Raw genomic sequence first — 16,780 nt, 5'->3', positions numbered from 1 at the left:
AAAACCATAGGGCGATTATTATCCCTATGGTTTATATAATGACTTAAATGATTAATTAGATTATTCGGTCTCATAGCCTAAATTAGGGGCTAACCACCGCTCGACTTCAGTAACACTCATTTCACGACGCTTAGCGTAATCTTCTACTTGATCTTTTTGGATCTGAGCCACAGCAAAATACTTGCTATCAGGATGACTAAAATACCAGCCCGAAACAGAAGCCCCTGGCCACATTGCATAAGCATCTGTTAATTTCATACCGATACGATTTTCTACATCAAGCAATTGCCAGATTTTGGCTTTTTCAGTGTGTTCAGGACAAGCTGGATACCCCGGCGCAGGTCTTGCTCCTTGATATTTTTCTCTAATTAATTCGTCATTAGAGAGATTTTCATCAGGACTATAGCCCCAAATTTTGGTTCTAACTTGTTGATGAAGATATTCTGCAAAGGCTTCTGCAAGCCTATCGGATAATGCTTTGACCATAATTTTATTGTAATCATCATGCGCATTATCATAAGCATTTGCTAAGGTATCTTCTTCTAATCCTCCGGTTACTGCAAAAGCACCAAAGTAATCAGCAATATCACTTTCTACTGGGGCAATAAAATCAGCTAAGCAGTAATTAGGAAAATCTTTTTTCTCTGTTTGCTGACGTAAATGACAGCTATATAACAGCGGTTGTTGTCTAGTTTCATCGCGATAAATCACAATATCATCACCGACACGATTAGCTGGGAATAACCCGACAATACCTTTTGGTGTTAATAAATTCTCACAACTTAATTTATCAAGCATCGCGTTGGCATCTGCAAATACGCGTTTGGCTTCTTCACCAACAACATCATCTTCTAATATACGTGGGTATTTTCCCGCTAACGACCATGTCATAAAGAATGGCGTCCAGTCGATATATTCACGTAATATTTCAATACTTGCTGTTATCTCTTGAACACCTAATTGATTTGGCTTTGGTGGCGTATAGTTTTGCCAATCAATTTTTAATGCATTAGATCTTGCGATCTCCAATGATACAGGTGGTGTACGTGGTTTCTTCCTTGCATGTTGCTGGCGCACGGTTTCATATTCACGGCGAGTTTTAGCAACAAAATCGGCTTTTTGTGCTGAAGATAATAGTGCCGCAACAACACCGACAGTACGTGACGCATTTTGTACATAAATCGTAGGATGGCTGTAATTAGGCTCTATTTTTACTGCGGTATGCGCTTTAGAAGTGGTTGCTCCACCAATCATTAAAGGAAGTGAAAATCCACGCCTTTCCATCTCTTTGGCAACATTAACCATTTCATCAAGCGAAGGGGTGATTAATCCCGAAAGCCCAATGATATCAACGTTTTCATCAATCGCTGTTTGCAAGATTTTATCGCAAGGTACCATTACGCCTAAATCAATAATCTCATAATTATTACACTGTAAAACGACACCAACGATATTCTTACCAATATCGTGAACATCCCCTTTTACGGTAGCTAATAAAATTTTACCTGCTGAGCTTCCTGCTTGCTTTGATGCTTGAATATAAGGTTCAAGATAAGCAACGGCTTGTTTCATTACCCTTGCTGATTTGACCACTTGAGGTAAAAACATTTTACCTTCACCAAACAAGTCACCCACGGTATTCATACCATTCATCAATGGTCCTTCAATTACCTCTATAGGCATTGGAACTTGCTGGCGACATAATTCAGTATCTTCAACAATAAATTCAGTTATACCTTTTACTAAAGCGTATTCTAAACGTTTTTCCACATCCCATTGCCGCCACTCTGCGAGCTGATGGTTTTGTTCATCACTCTTGGTTCCGCGATAACGTTCTGCTAATGCTAATAAATTATCGGTACTCGCTTCATGACGATTAAGAATAACGTCTTCTACTGCATTACGTAGGTCATCAGGTAGAGAATCATAAATTGCCAATTGCCCTGCATTTACAATTCCCATATCCATGCCATTTTTTACCGCATAATAGAGAAAGACAGAATGAATCGCTTCACGAACAGGATCGTTACCACGAAAAGAGAATGAGACGTTAGAGACACCACCAGAAATCAAGGCGTAAGGAAGTTGTGCTTTAATATCTGCACAAACCTCAATAAAATCAACTGCGTAATTATTATGTTCTGCAATACCTGTTGCAACTGCAAAAATATTAGGGTCAAAAATAATATCTTCAGGTGGAAATTTGGCTTGTTCAGTAAGAAGTTGGTAAGCTCGACGGCAAATTTCTATTTTACGTTCTCGTGTATCTGCCTGCCCTTCTTCATCAAAAGCCATAACAACAACTGCAGCACCATATTTGCGTACTAATTTTGCATGTTCAAGAAATAGCGCTTCCCCCTCTTTCATTGAAATGGAGTTCACTATTCCTTTGCCTTGAATACACTTTAAACCGTGTTCGATAACATCCCATTTTGAGGAGTCAATCATTACAGGTACTTTGGCAATATCAGGTTCGCCTGCAATCATATTAAGAAAGCGGGTCATGGCTTCAACAGCATCAAGCATGCCTTCATCCATATTGATATCAATAATCTGTGCACCATTTTCAACTTGCTGACGTGCCACATCTAACGCTTCTTGATATTGCCCCTCTTTTATTAAGCGCTTAAATTTTGCTGAGCCCGTTACGTTGGTTCTTTCACCTACGTTTACAAATAGCGAATTTTCATCAATGATTAATGGCTCAAGACCAGAAAGACGACAGGCTTTTTTAATATTTGGTAATTTTCTTGGTGGAATATCTTTTACAGCGTGTGAAATAGCATAAATATGTTCAGGTGTTGTTCCACAACAGCCCCCCACAATATTTAAAAAACCCGCTTGAGCCCACTCTTTAATTTGCTCTGCCATCTCTTTAGCATCTAAGTCATAACCACCGAAAGCATTCGGTAATCCCGCATTAGGGTGAGCACTAACATAGCTTTCAGATATTTGTGAGAGCGTTTGAATATATTGGCGTAATTCTTTTGGACCCAAAGCGCAGTTTAAACCCAAAGAGAGTGCATCCGCATGACGCAAGGAGTGATAAAACGCTTCTGTTGTTTGTCCCGTTAATGTTCTTCCTGAAGCATCAGTGATAGTGCCAGAAATCATGATAGGTAGCGCAATATTGAGCGCTTCAAACTCACATTTAATCGCAAAAATAGCAGCTTTAGCATTAAGCGTATCGAAAATGGTTTCTACCATGATTAAATCGACACCGCCTTTCACTAATCCGCGAATTGCTTCTCGATAAGCAACCACCAGCTTGTCAAAAGAAGTATTACGATAAGCGGGGTCATTGACATCCGGCGAAATAGAAGCTGTACGATTTGTGGGTCCTAGAACACCAGCAACATAACGCGGTTTCTCTGGTGTTAATGCACTCCATTTATCTGCGCTGTTTTTTGCCAAACGAGCGGCTTGTTCATTAATTTCAGCACATAGCGATTCCATTTGATAATCAGCCATGGCAATTGATGAGGCATTAAACGTATTGGTTTCAATAATATCCGCTCCCGCTTTAAAATAAGCATCGTGAATATCACTGATAATTTGAGGTTGTGTTAAAACAAGAAGGTCATTGTTGCCTTTAACATCACAAGACCAATCAGCAAATCGCTCACCTCGATAGTCAGCTTCACTCAATTGATATTGTTGGATCATCGTACCCATAGCACCATCAAGTACTAAGATGCGTTTTTCTAATGCTTGCGTCAGCTGTTGCTTTATGTTTGCCACGTTGTTTCCTCTTAACAGAGAATGCTTTTGTTATTTTTATTTCGCTTTTAGTTGTTTTTTTATCCTACCATATCTTTTTATAAAGATTTCGAAGACAAAGATGAGAGATTTTCACTTAACGATAAGCCCATTACATAAATGTTTCTTATCACACATTTTGTTTTGAAAAGTGCACAGATCAGAGGAGTTTTATTACGCTATATAGTTCATAATAGGTATTAATATGGACAGCATTTCTGGAGTGTATGCATGACAGTTTCCCCTACAAATAAAAAAGTTCGTAAGACGAAAACAGCTGCTACTCAAAGTACTGCACAAGGAGGACCCGTTCAATCATTAAGCCGTGGATTGACATTATTGGAATATATTTCCGAATCTCCGGGCGGTATTGCACTAACTGATCTTGCTTTCCAAGCTGGGTTACCTAACTCAACAACGCATCGCTTATTAACCACACTTCAACAACACGGTTTTGTACGCCAAGTAGGTGATTTAGGGCTTTGGGTTGTAGGCACACACGCTTTTATTGTCGGTAGTAGTTTTCTGCAAACTCGGAACCTGCTCGTGATGGTACACCCTATTTTACGCCAATTAATGGAAGATTCGGGCGAAACCGTTAATTTGGCAATTCTTGATCAAATTGAATTCGATGCTGTTATTGTAGACCAAGTACAGTGCAATGCGTTAATGCGGATGTCTGCACCTATTGGCGGAAAATTGCCTATGCACGCCTCCGGTGCTGGTAAGGCTTTTCTTTCAACCTTGCCAGAAAATAAATTACTGCCATTACTACAGAAAAAAGGGTTGGTGGCTTATACCCCTCACACGAGAACCTTGCCGTCATCATTGAAAGAAAATTTAGAACAAGCTCGCAAACAAGGTTTCTCTTTTGATGATGAAGAACATGCGTTAGGTTTGCGTTGTATTGGAGCCTGCATTTATGATGAACACCACCAGCCTTTTGCTGCAATTTCACTTTCTGGTCCAGTCTCGCGCATGACAGACTCTCGTATTACTGAATTGGGTGCACTTGTTATTAAAGCAGCAAAACAGATAAGCCGTGAATATGGCGGTATAACAGACTGATATTGATTGCCTTCCTTATTATCATAGCGATAAAAATAGTAAGGAAGGTATGCTGCAAACTATTTTTGCCCTTATTTATTTCTCGTTATTTACTCACTTTAAGTATTCATCAGCCAATTTTTATTGAATGTTGAAGAACTGTTACGTTTCAGCTTTAAAAAATTGATGTTGATCACAGATGTTACGTTTGCACTGTCAATAGTATTGCAACTCTATTTGTTACCCGTAACAATGTTACCGGTAACAAATATTGTAGCTAGGGTTTCAAAAGATGAGTTGGAGAAATATCAATAAGCTCATCTCCCTTGTGTAAACAAAGGAAGCATCACTATGAGCCAGAAAAACCAAGATAATTTTCATGCCGATTTTGCACCGCTGAATGAAACCGTAAAACAAGTTACAGAGCGTATCATTGCGCGCTCACAACCTACTCGTCATGCATATCTACAAAAAATTGCAGCAGCAAAAAGCCAGACCGTACATCGTGCTCAACTCGCTTGCGGTAATTTGGCTCACGGTTTTGCGGCTTGTCAGAGTGAAGATAAAAATCGTCTGAAAAACATGGTTCATAATGATATCGCTATTATCACTTCCTACAATGATATGCTTTCAGCACATAAGCCTTACGAATCTTATCCTCAACAAATCAAATCAGCATTGCATACCGTTGGTGCTGTAGGTCAGGTTGCTGGTGGTGTACCAGCTATGTGCGATGGCGTAACGCAAGGTCAAGATGGAATGGAGTTATCGCTATTAAGTCGCGATGTAATAGCCATGTCAGCAGCAATTGGCTTATCTCATAATATGTTTGATGGTGCTCTTTATTTGGGGATCTGCGATAAAATCGTTCCCGGTTTGGCTATGGCAGCACTCTCTTTTGGTCATCTTCCTGCTATTTTTATTCCAGCGGGTCCAATGACTAGTGGTTTACCTAATAAAGAAAAAGTGCGTATTCGACAACTTTATGCCGAAGGCAAGGTAGACCGAGATGCATTGTTAGAAGCAGAGGCAGCATCTTACCATAGCATTGGCACTTGTACTTTTTATGGCACCGCTAACTCTAACCAAATGGTGATGGAGATGATGGGCTTGCATTTACCGGGCGCTTCTTTTGTTCATCCTGATACACCTTTGCGTGATGCGTTAACTGAAGCCGCAGCGCACCAAATTGTTCGTTTAACAGAGAATTCAGGGAACTATTTACCTATTGGTCATCTTGTTGATGAAAAAGTGATTGTGAACGGCATTATCGCGTTACTTTCAACAGGAGGTTCTACCAATCTCACGATGCACTTAGTTGCAATGGCAAGAGCTGCAGGCATTATTATTAATTGGGATGATTTTTCTGAACTCTCCCAAGTTATTCCATTAATCGCTAGAATTTATCCTAATGGTCCTGCTGATATTAACCAATTTCAAGCGTCAGGCGGCATTGCATTAATTATTCGCGAATTACTGAAAAAAGGCTTAATCCACCGTGATGTAAATACCGTTGCGGGCTTTGGTCTTGAACGTTATACCCAAGAGCCATGGTTAAATAATGGTAAACTAGCTTGGCGAGAAGGCGCAATAAGCTCTTTAGATAAAAATGTCATTGCTGATATCAATACACCGTTTTCACCTCATGGTGGCACTCAGGTAATGCAAGGTAATTTAGGTCGTGCGGTAATGAAAACCTCCGCAGTACCAGAAGAGAATAAAATAATCGAAGCACCCGCGGTGGTGTTTAATAGTCAACATGATATTGCTGCAAAATTTGAAGCTGGTGAATTAAACAAAGACTGTGTGGTGGTCGTTCGCTACCAAGGTCCACAAGCTAATGGTATGCCTGAGTTGCATAAATTGATGCCGCCATTAGGAGTATTAATGGATAAAGGCTATAAAGTTGCATTAGTTACTGATGGGCGTCTTTCAGGGGCTTCAGGAAAAGTACCTGCAGCAATTCATGTCACACCAGAAGCCGTTAATGGCGGATTATTAGCAAAAATATGTGATGGCGATATTATCCGAGTTAATGGTAAAACGGGTGAATTAACACTTCTTGTAGATTATCAAGAGCTTAATTCACGCCCAGAGGTTAACGTTGATCTTAGTACTAATAATATTGGCTGTGGTCGTGAGTTGTTTGTTAACTTACGTCGCCATTTATCAGGTGCAGAGCAAGGCGCTTGCTGTATCGATTTTTAATGCCTAACGACTAACTAAGAGCGAATGAATAGCGTTCGCTTTTCACTCTATAATTAGGGAATACAAATGATGAATCATTGGAATACAAGTGCAGAGTCTGTACTGAAATCAGGTCCTGTTGTTCCTGTTATTGTAATTAATAATATTGAAGATGCAGTGCCTGTTGCTAAAGCACTTGTCGCGGGTGGTGTAAGAGTATTAGAAGTCACACTACGTACAGAGTGTGCCATTGAAGCAATCCGACGTATTGCTAAAGAAGTCCCTGACGCTATTGTTGGTGCTGGTACTGTTATCAATCCTCAGCAATTGGCTCAAATCACTGAAGCTGGAGCACAATTTGCAATCAGCCCTGGTTTAACTGAAGCATTATTAAAAGCGGCAGTTGCAGGCGCTATTCCGTTAATTCCGGGTGTTTCGACGGTTTCTGAATTAATGCTAGGTATTAGCTACGGTTTAAAAGAGTTTAAATTCTTCCCTGCTGAAGCGAATGGCGGTGTTAAAGCATTAAAAGCTATCGCTGGACCATTCTCTCAAATTCGCTTTTGTCCAACAGGCGGTATTTCACCAGAAAACTACCGTAACTATCTTGCTCTTGAAAGTGTACTTTGTATTGGTGGGTCATGGTTAGTACCTAACGATGCAGTAAAAGCGGGCGATTATCAGCGTATCACTGAGTTGGCAAAAGAAGCGGTTGCTGGCGCTCAACGTTAATATTTTTTATTCACTTGTTTGGTTACTCAGTAGTACGAGAAACCGCTTTACGTTATTAAGTAATAACTATTTTATAAAAAAGCAGGTGCACCCTTTGCACCTGTTTTTATTTTTGAATCTTAAGCTATTCACTATAATTACAATTAAATCGTTTAGTTTGTGAATAGGCATAAACATCCTCAATATAACCTTCTTTAATTCTTTGCTGTTGCTGCTGCCAATATTCGGCAGATAAGAGATCTTTGTGACGCTCTTCAAAATAGCGACAGACTTGTTTATCACTACATAAGAAATAACGAAATTCTTCAGGAAATACATCATTTAGCGCCACGCTATACCAAGGTTCACTAGCCAATTCATCCTCTGGATAACGAGCAGGTGGAATAGCTCTGAAATTCATATCTGTCATATAACTAATTTCATCATAGTCATAAAAAATAACGCGATGGTGACGAGTAACACCAAAGTTTTTAAATAACATATCACCAGGAAAAATATTTGCAGCAATAAGCTCTTTTAATGCCTGACCATAATCATCAACCACCGCTTTAAGTTGGTTATCATTACACTGTTCCATATAGATATTTAATGGCGTCATGCGCCTTTCCATATATAAATGTCGGATCAGTAATTTATCACCAAGATCTTCTAACTTATTGGGGATCTCTTGTTGAAAGATCGTCATTAATTCAGGGCTGATCCGTTTTTTCTCAATAATAAAATTCTCAAATTCTTGCGTATCTGCCATTCGCCCTACACGATCATGCTCTTTAACTAATTGATAGCACTCTTTGACTCGCTCTGCAGTGATAGTTTTTTGCGGGGCAAACTTATCTTTTATAATTTTAAAAACACGATCATAAGTTGGTAAGGTAAATACTAACATCACCATACCTTTTACTCCCGGCGCTTCTATAAATTGCTCTGATGAGAAATTCATAAAAGCTAGATATTCACGGTAATACTCCGTTTTACCATGCTTTTGGCAACCAATAGACATATAAAGTTCTGCAATAGATTTACCCGGTAAAATATCTCGCAACCATGCCACCAGCGCAGAGGGAAATGGGGCATAAACCATAAAATATGAGCGAGCAAATCCGAACACAATACTGGCTTCATCTGCGGTGGTTAAACAGGTATCAATAACGAGTTGTTGTTCAACATTATGAATAGGTAATAAGAATGGCGAGTAGTTTCCATCAATAATAATTTTACCAATCAACCACGCTGCTTTGTTCCGATAAAAAAGCTCATTAGCGATTTGAAACGTTGCACTTTTTAACTGTTGTTCTGAAAATTGAGTATTAAGTGATTGGCAAATAGCGTGGATATCTCGAGTTCTATTTTGCCAAGGTAGACGCAAAGGTAAGCGCGAGACAATATCTTGCAATAATGTTGATAAATCAGTTTGTATCACAAACTGTTTTGATAAGGGCCTTGGAGAATGGGTAAACCGATACGCTGGTTGAGAAGAAAAAACAAAAAGATTTTTTTTATTCAACTCACGGTGATGAAATAAACGACAATAGACTGAATTAAAAAAGCTTTCTGCAATTTCAAAACGGGGATAATTGGGCAACAGTTGAGTGTAATGCTCTTTAACTTCTTGCAGAAAAAGCGTGTCTTTATCAATATCCTGTCGAATACATTTTAATTGCTCCACAACTAAACCAACATGGTTATCGTATAAACGAATACGTTCTTTCATTGCAAGTTGTACACCATACCAATCTGCTTGCTCAAAACGATATTGAGCACCCGCCGTTATTTCAAGAAAACGACCATATTGTGCATCAAAGCCTTGTAAAATAGTTTGAGCAATCAAATCTTCTGATGTCATTAAATAATCTCATAAAAAGAGGAGCATCCTGCTCCTTAATTATCACCACAAAAGGTATAACTACACATTCCTAAGACTAAAATTGTTCTTCTTCGGTAGAGCCTGTTAATGCTGTTACTGAAGATGTTCCGCCTTGAATAATCGTAGTAACTTTGTCGAAATAGCCTGTACCAACTTCTTGCTGGTGAGAGGCGAAGGTATAACCTTTAGATTGTGAGGCGAACTCTTTTTCCTGCACTTTTTCTACATAGTGCTTCATCCCTTCACCTTGAGCATAATCATGTGCCAAATCAAACATGTTGAACCACATACTATGAATACCGGCTAAGGTAATAAATTGGAATTTATAGCCCATCGCAGAGAGCGCTTCTTGGAAATGAGCAATGGTGCGATCATCTAAATTCTTTTTCCAATTGAATGAAGGAGAGCAGTTGTAAGCCAACATTTTACCGGGATATTTATCGTGAATAGCTTCAGCAAATTTAGCTGCCATTTTCAGATCGGGTGTTGATGTTTCGCACCACACTAAATCGGCATAAGGGGCGTAAGCAAGACCACGACTAATCGCTTGATCAATACCAGCGTGAGTGCAGAAGAAACCTTCTGAGGTTCGTTTCCCTGTTAAGAAAGCGCTATCGTAAGGATCACAATCGGATGTTAATAAATCGGCAGCATCAGCATCTGTTCTTGCAACTAATAAAGTGGGCACATCAGAGACATCAGCGGCTAATCTTGCAGCAACTAATTTTTGTACCGCCTCTTGAGTCGGAACTAAAACTTTCCCCCCCATATGACCACATTTTTTTACTGCCGCGAGCTGATCTTCAAAGTGAACGCCTGCGGCACCGGCTTCAATCATCGCTTTCATTAGTTCAAACGCGTTAAGCACACCACCAAAGCCAGCTTCTGCATCAGCAACAATAGGTAAAAAGAAATCAATATAATCTTTATGTTGCGGACCAATACCATTGGACCACTGAATTTGATCTGCTCGTCTAAAGGTATTATTAATACGCTGTACAACATTGGGTACAGAATCTACTGGGTATAAAGATTGGTCTGGATACATACTTGCAGCAGTATTTGCATCAGCGGCTACTTGCCAACCAGAAAGATAAACCGCTTCTAATCCAGCTTTTGCTTGCTGTAATGCTTGTCCGCCAGTTAGTGCACCAAGTGCGTTGACATAGCCTTTTTTAGATTTTCCATTCAATGATGACCAAAGCCTTTGTGCGCCACGTCTTGCTAAGGTATGTTCTGGGTTAACCGAGCCTCTTAATTTAATCACATCTTCAGCGCTATAAGGTCGAGTAATTCCTTTCCAGCGAGGTTGTTCCCACTCTTTCTCTAATTGGGCGATTTGCTCTGATCTACTAATAGTCATAAAAACAGCTCCTATAAATACGGTAGTGATAGTGTTTGCAGTTTATAAATACGTTTACGTATCTTTTTTAATTTAAAAGTTGGTAACCCGGTAAGGTCAGAAAATCGACCAGTTCATCTTGGGTTGTGATGTTGTCCATCAATACAGCAGCTTCTTTAAAACGACCTGACAAGAAGCGTTCTTCACCTAGCTCTTGGCAAATTACATCTAGTTCTTCTTTTAACATTTTGCGAAATAGATCTTTTGTAACGACTTGTCCATCAGACAAGGTTTTTTGATGGCGGATCCATTGCCAAATTGAGGTTCGTGATATCTCAGCAGTAGCGGCATCTTCCATTAAGCCATAAATAGGCACACAGCCATTTCCTGAGATCCAAGCTTCGATATATTGCACAGCAACACGAATATTCGCTCTCATACCTTTTTCTGTTCTTTCGCCAGTACAAGGTGCTAACAGCATTTCAGCCGTAATGTTGTCATTGCGCTGTACATCTAACTGATTTTGACGATCGCCTAATACTGCATCAAAAGCCGCTAAAACTGTTTCTGCAAGTCCTGGATGAGCAATCCATGTACCATCATGTCCATTACTCGCTTCAAGTTCTTTATCGTCATAAACCTTTTGTAAGATAGCGCCATTTTGTTCAGGATCTCGGCTTGGAATAAATGCCGACATTCCTCCCATTGCAAAGGCTCCACGTTTATGACAGGTTTGAATTAATAGGCGAGAGTAAGCACTTAAAAATGGTTGAGTCATCGTGATACCTTGTCTATCTGGCAATACACGATCTGGGTAATTTTTTAATGTTTTGATATAACTAAAGATATAATCCCAACGACCACAATTAAGACCTACAATATGTTCTTTCATATGGAATAAGATCTCTTCCATTTGAAAAACAGCAGGTAGCGTTTCAATTAAAACCGTTGCTTTAATGGTACCTATCGGTAAACCAAAACGTTTTTCTGCGAAATGAAAAACATCACTCCACCACTTAGCTTCTTGCCATGTTTGCAATTTAGGAATGTAAAAATAGGGACCACTTCCTTTTGCTAATAAGGCTTTGTAGTTATGGTAAAAATAGAGTGCAAAATCAAACAGACAACCAGCGATTGGCTCGTTTTGCCATAACACGTGTTTCTCTGGTAAATGTAATCCTCTTACACGAGCAATAAGTACGGCTGGAGAATCTTTTAACTGATAGCATTTACCTTGTTCATTGGTATAAGAAATCGTGCCTTTAACTGCATCTCGTAGATTAATTTGCCCATCAATAACTTTTTCCCATGTCGGCGCTAGTGAGTCTTCAAAATCAGCCATAAAAACTTTTACATTAGCATTTAATGCATTAATCACCATTTTGCGTTCAACGGGTCCAGTTATCTCTACACGCCGGTCTTGTAAATCATTGGGAATTGGGTTTACTTTCCACTCTGAATTAATAATGGAATTAGATTCCGAAATAAAATTAGGAAGCGAACCATTATCAATTTTATATTTCCAATTATTTCTTTCCTTTAATAAAATGTCTCTTCTTCCAGAAAAATGATTCACCAAGTCTGTCAAAAAAGACCTAACATCATGATTTATAATAATAGTTTCTTGTTTACCAAAAGATTGAGTAAAGTTTAATTCTTCTGTTGTTAACATTTGTGCCATTCTGTATTCCCCTAAAATCTTTTACACACCTGATTAAGATTAATGCAGTTTTTACAAAAATCAAAAATGAATTCCATTTTTATTTAAATATTTTTTAACAATGTGATTACATAGACGTTTTTTTATTGTACAAATTTAAGTCTTGCAGTAATAACCAGAGGAACCCTGAATAGATCAAATATTAATCAACGAAAGATTATTTGGATTGCGGGTTTTATCTATATAGCTTTTACTTATATGAATATTCTTCATTAACAATATGAAGACCTCGACATTCCAAAGGTTATTAGCTAAATTTAGGCTTCTAGATGTCCAGATGTTTTAGTAGAGGTTGTAGAAATGCCAATTAGAGTACCTGATGAACTCCCAGCCGTGAGCTTTTTACAAAAAGAGAATGTTTTTGTGATGCCATCCAGTCGAGCAAGTATTCAAGATATTCGCCCGTTAAAAGTGCTGTTACTTAACTTAATGCCGAAGAAAATAGAAACAGAAAATCAATTTCTACGCTTGCTCTCTAACAGCCCTCTTCAAATAGATATTCAATTATTGCGTATCGACGACCGTGTTCCTAAAAATACACCAGTAGAGCACCTTGATACTTTCTATTGCGATTTTGACCAAATTAAAACGCAAAATTTTGACGGTCTTATTGTGACTGGTGCACCATTAGGATTAGTTGAATTTGAAGATGTTGCGTATTGGAATGAAATTAGTGAGGTAATTAATTGGGCTAAAGAGCATGTAACATCAACACTCTTTATTTGTTGGGCTGCTCAAGCGGGGCTTAATATTTTATATGATCTACCTAAGTATACCTTAAAAGAAAAAATATCAGGAGTATATAGCCATACAACATGCTCTCCGTTTGCTTTATTAACTCGTGGCTTTGATGAGACATTCTTTGCACCTCATTCTCGCTATGCTGGATTTCCAATAGATTATATTAAGCAAAATACTGATTTAGAAATCCTAGCAACATCTGAAGATGCTGGTGCTTATTTATTTGCTTCGAAAGATAAAAGGGTTGTATTTGCTACCGGGCATCCTGAATATGATCCAAATACATTAGCAGATGAATATCATCGAGATGTAAAAGCAGGACTTGCTCCTCAGTTACCTGAAAACTATTTTCCTAATAATAATCCAGATAAAAAACCCATTGCATCATGGCGTAGCCACGGGCATTTACTATTTGCAAACTGGCTAAATTACTACGTTTATCAAATAACGCCGTTTGATCTTGCTGAAATGAAACCAACACTAGAATAAACAAAAACCCCAAAACAACTTTGGGGTTTGATATCACAATATATTTATCTGATATTATTTATAACGATGGGCTAGAGCATTAGCTGCAATCATTGCATTATAAACATCATTTTCAGTGATTTTCATTGGCATATTCCCCATAGTATCACCTTCTGCACAAGCAATTTTCGCTACCATGCGCCATTCACTCTCAATGAACGTTTCCATGCCCATATCTTCTAGTGTTAATGGTAATTCAGCCGCTTTAATAATACGGATAACTTCATCAATCTCTTCTTGCGGTGCATTTTCCAGTACTAACTGAGTTAATAAACCGAAAACAACTTTTTCGCCATGCTGAACGCGATGCAATGATTCAACCGCAGACATACCATTATTAACTGCGTGTGCAGCAGCTAAACCACCCGCTTCTGCACCAACACCACTAAGGTAGATGGTAGCTTCAATGGTTTCTTCTAGTGCCGGTGTTGTAATTTTATGGCGAATGGCATCCATTGCTTTATCAATATTTTCACTTAATACTTCAAAGCATAGCTGTGCAAGTCCAAGACCTGTACGTGATGGGCGTTGGTTAACTAAGTTTAAGCCATCAGCTTGATAACAAGCACGTGCTTCAAAATAGGTCGCTAACGCATCACCGACTCCCGCAGAGAAAAAGCGTTGTGGTGCAGAGGCAATGATCGCTGTGTCTGCAATAACAACATCTGGGTTTTGTGGTAAGAATAGGTACTTATCAAATTCGCCATTTTCTTTATAAAGAACAGAAAGAGCCGTACAAGGCGCATCTGTTGAGGCAATTGTTGGGAATAAAATAACAGGAATATGTTGGTAATACGCAACAGCTTTAGACACATCTAATGTCTTACCGCCACCAATACCAATAATAACATTCGCTTTATTCTCAACCGCAATTTTACCAAGGCGATTAACTTCAGCTTCTGTACATTCGTAATTAAATTTTTCAACAAGGGCAGATATTTCATTCTCTTTTAGAGAAGGAATAGCTTCTTTATTTACTTTGTCTAAGAAAAACTCATCACTAATAATAAAAGCACTATTACCAAAATCTTTAACGTATTTACCAACAGAAGCAAGTAGTTGGCTACCAATAAAGAATTTTTTTGGAGAGGTTACAGAACGAGGTAATATAGACGACATAACTAAATTCCTTTATTTTAGATTTTGCTACAAATAGCAGCAGAATTAGTATTTCATCTTACCTCTCATCAGAATATGAATCTAGTAAACTCTCTGATAGATATTATCAATCTAATCATTATTATCATTTAAATTTAACTTAAATAAAACAATGAGTTGATTTCATTTAATTAAAAATAAATTGTCAGAAAAATTACGCACTTTTACTTATAATGAAAAATAATAAGTTTATCTAGAAACAGCCTAGGAATATTGATGACACTTATAAGATAAAAACTAACATTACCTGCAAATGAAACTAAATTATTATTACATTCATGTTGTGCACCTTGCTCTGGTGAAGTAATGGAAGCATTACAGGCTTCAGGCATTGAATATACTGTCTTTTTTTATAATCCTAATATTCATCCTCAGAAAGAGTATTTAATTCGTAAAGAAGAGAATATCCGCTTTGCGGAAAAGCATAATATTCCTTTTATCGATGCAGATTATGATACTGATAATTGGTTTGAACGAGCCAAAGGAATGGAAAAAGAGCCCGAACGAGGAATACGCTGTACGATGTGTTTTGATATGCGTTTTGAGAGAACCGCGCTTTATGCTGCTGAAAATGGCTTTTCCATTATTTCAAGCTCATTAGGTATCTCTCGTTGGAAAGATATGAATCAAATAAATGAATGTGGAAAAAGAGCGGCATCAGTTTATCCAAATATAACTTATTGGGACTATAACTGGCGCAAAAAAGGTGGCTCAGCTCGAATGATAGAAATTAGTAAGCGTGAAAAGTTCTATCAACAAGAATATTGTGGCTGTATTTATTCATTGCGGGATACAAATAAATACCGCAAATCTCAAGGTCGAGAGCTGATTAAGATCGGTGTGCAATATTATACGCCATAAAGGTGACAATATAAAAATAGGGCATCATAAAATTGTGATGTCCTAAAAAACGCGACAGAATAAATCGTTATTTGATATACAGACATGCTATATTTCCGCTATAACTACATATTATTTTACTAAGGTGATTTTTGTGGAAGACGCTGTCGTTCTTGTAGATATAAATGATAATGAGCTAGGTACAATGCCTAAATTAGAAGCTCATATTATAGGCGCCTTACATCGAGCTTTTTCAATTTTTATTTTTAATTCAAAACATCAACTATTAATCCAACAAAGAGCTGCTGTTAAATATCACTCAGGAAGTTTGTGGGCAAATACATGTTGTAGCCATCCACGCCCTAATGAGTTACTTTCACAGGCAATTCATCGTCGCTTAGATGAAGAATTAGGAATGCAATGTGACAAAATGCAGACCATTGGCACAATTCTCTATAATGAAAAAGTGACAGATAATCTGATAGAGCATGAGTTTGATCATCTGTATCTTGGTTTCAGTGATCAGTTACCGCAATGCAACCCAGATGAAGTTATGGACTATCGTTGGATATCTCTCGACTCGCTTTATCAAGATATTGAAGATAATCCATCTCATTATAGCGTATGGTTTTGCTATATATTAAAGCATATGGGAATTAGTCAATTTACACGTTGGAGTAAAGGAATTATTTAAGTCTTATTCTTTATATAATTTTTTGACAGTAAAAATGCTCTAATATTCTCTAAAAATACTAAATTCCAAACGCAAAAAAGCCAACCCAGTGGGTTGGCTTTCTCGTCTTATTTAATGCCTGGCAGTTCCCTACTCTCACATGGGGAGACCCCACACTACCATCGGCGC

General features: G+C 38.2%; 10 protein-coding genes and 1 pseudogene. 6 read left to right on the top strand and 5 right to left on the bottom strand.

Translation table 11 applies throughout. The features are described from left to right. Positions 1–60: 60 nt before the first annotated feature. Positions 61–3,741 carry a methionine synthase gene (gene metH / locus ABN099_RS12315; protein ID WP_349464102.1) on the bottom strand — a complete coding sequence of 1,227 codons (3,681 nt, stop codon included), beginning with the start codon at positions 3,739–3,741 and terminating at the stop codon, positions 61–63. 249 nt (positions 3,742–3,990) lie between these two features. Here metH and iclR point away from each other — a divergent pair, with 249 nt between their 5' ends. From iclR to ABN099_RS12300, 3 genes are all read left to right on the top strand, one after another. Continuing rightward, positions 3,991–4,827: a glyoxylate bypass operon transcriptional repressor IclR gene (gene iclR, locus ABN099_RS12310; protein ID WP_349464101.1), complete on the top strand. Its 837-nt coding sequence runs from the start codon at positions 3,991–3,993 to the stop codon at positions 4,825–4,827. Positions 4,828–5,157: 330 nt separating this feature from the next. Continuing rightward, complete coding sequence (gene edd / locus ABN099_RS12305; protein WP_349464099.1) at positions 5,158–7,014, top strand: phosphogluconate dehydratase; 1,857 nt, start codon at positions 5,158–5,160, stop codon at positions 7,012–7,014. Between the two features lie 69 nt (positions 7,015–7,083). Beyond that, positions 7,084–7,725, top strand: coding sequence for a bifunctional 4-hydroxy-2-oxoglutarate aldolase/2-dehydro-3-deoxy-phosphogluconate aldolase (locus tag ABN099_RS12300; RefSeq protein ID WP_349464354.1), 642 nt, complete (start codon positions 7,084–7,086; stop codon positions 7,723–7,725). Positions 7,726–7,849: 124 nt separating this feature from the next. On the opposite strand, the gene aceK is transcribed toward ABN099_RS12300, so the two are convergent. From aceK to aceB, 3 genes are all read right to left on the bottom strand, one after another. Next, positions 7,850–9,568, bottom strand: coding sequence for a bifunctional isocitrate dehydrogenase kinase/phosphatase (aceK, locus tag ABN099_RS12295; RefSeq protein WP_349464098.1), 1,719 nt, complete (start codon positions 9,566–9,568; stop codon positions 7,850–7,852). 76 nt (positions 9,569–9,644) lie between these two features. After that, the gene (gene aceA / locus ABN099_RS12290; RefSeq protein ID WP_349464097.1) at positions 9,645–10,952 is read right to left on the bottom strand and encodes an isocitrate lyase; all 1,308 of its coding nucleotides are present in this window, start codon (positions 10,950–10,952) and stop codon (positions 9,645–9,647) included. 67 nt (positions 10,953–11,019) lie between these two features. Continuing rightward, positions 11,020–12,612, bottom strand: a complete 1,593-nt coding sequence (aceB, locus tag ABN099_RS12285) for a malate synthase A (protein ID WP_349464096.1) — start codon at positions 12,610–12,612, stop codon at positions 11,020–11,022. Between the two features lie 339 nt (positions 12,613–12,951). Here aceB and metA point away from each other — a divergent pair, with 339 nt between their 5' ends. Beyond that, a complete protein-coding gene (gene metA, locus ABN099_RS12280) occupies positions 12,952–13,881 on the top strand; it encodes a homoserine O-acetyltransferase MetA (protein WP_349464095.1) in 930 nt (309 codons plus the stop codon). 54 nt (positions 13,882–13,935) lie between these two features. Here metA and ABN099_RS12275 read toward each other — a convergent pair whose 3' ends face one another. Next, positions 13,936–15,039, bottom strand: a complete 1,104-nt coding sequence (locus tag ABN099_RS12275; RefSeq protein ID WP_349464093.1) for a glycerol dehydrogenase — start codon at positions 15,037–15,039, stop codon at positions 13,936–13,938. A gap of 276 nt (positions 15,040–15,315) precedes the next feature. Here ABN099_RS12275 and ABN099_RS12270 point away from each other — a divergent pair. Together ABN099_RS12270 and idi are read left to right on the top strand one after the other, a co-directional pair. Beyond that, positions 15,316–15,939, top strand: a pseudogene (locus ABN099_RS12270) (epoxyqueuosine reductase QueH); the annotation flags it as partial. Positions 15,940–16,063: 124 nt separating this feature from the next. Further along, complete coding sequence (gene idi, locus ABN099_RS12265) at positions 16,064–16,612, top strand: isopentenyl-diphosphate Delta-isomerase (protein ID WP_432807512.1); 549 nt, start codon at positions 16,064–16,066, stop codon at positions 16,610–16,612. Positions 16,613–16,780 lie beyond the last annotated feature (168 nt).

This window comes from Proteus hauseri (genome assembly GCF_040139125.1).
GTDB lineage: Bacteria > Pseudomonadota > Gammaproteobacteria > Enterobacterales > Enterobacteriaceae > Proteus > Proteus hauseri_B.
This window is presented reverse-complemented; position numbering and strand designations above follow the sequence as displayed.

What these genes read in the sequence shown, in the direction of transcription:
- aceA (WP_349464097.1), bottom strand. Translation starts at nt 10,952, where the DNA reads ATGACTATTAGTAGATCAGAGCAAATCGCCCAATTAGAGAAAGAGTGG.
- aceK (WP_349464098.1), bottom strand. Translation starts at nt 9,568, where the DNA reads ATGACATCAGAAGATTTGATTGCTCAAACTATTTTACAAGGCTTTGAT.
- iclR (WP_349464101.1), top strand. Translation starts at nt 3,991, where the DNA reads ATGACAGTTTCCCCTACAAATAAAAAAGTTCGTAAGACGAAAACAGCT.
- aceB (WP_349464096.1), bottom strand. Translation starts at nt 12,612, where the DNA reads ATGGCACAAATGTTAACAACAGAAGAATTAAACTTTACTCAATCTTTT.
- ABN099_RS12300 (WP_349464354.1), top strand. Translation starts at nt 7,084, where the DNA reads ATGAATCATTGGAATACAAGTGCAGAGTCTGTACTGAAATCAGGTCCT.
- metA (WP_349464095.1), top strand. Translation starts at nt 12,952, where the DNA reads ATGCCAATTAGAGTACCTGATGAACTCCCAGCCGTGAGCTTTTTACAA.
- edd (WP_349464099.1), top strand. Translation starts at nt 5,158, where the DNA reads ATGAGCCAGAAAAACCAAGATAATTTTCATGCCGATTTTGCACCGCTG.
- ABN099_RS12275 (WP_349464093.1), bottom strand. Translation starts at nt 15,039, where the DNA reads ATGTCGTCTATATTACCTCGTTCTGTAACCTCTCCAAAAAAATTCTTT.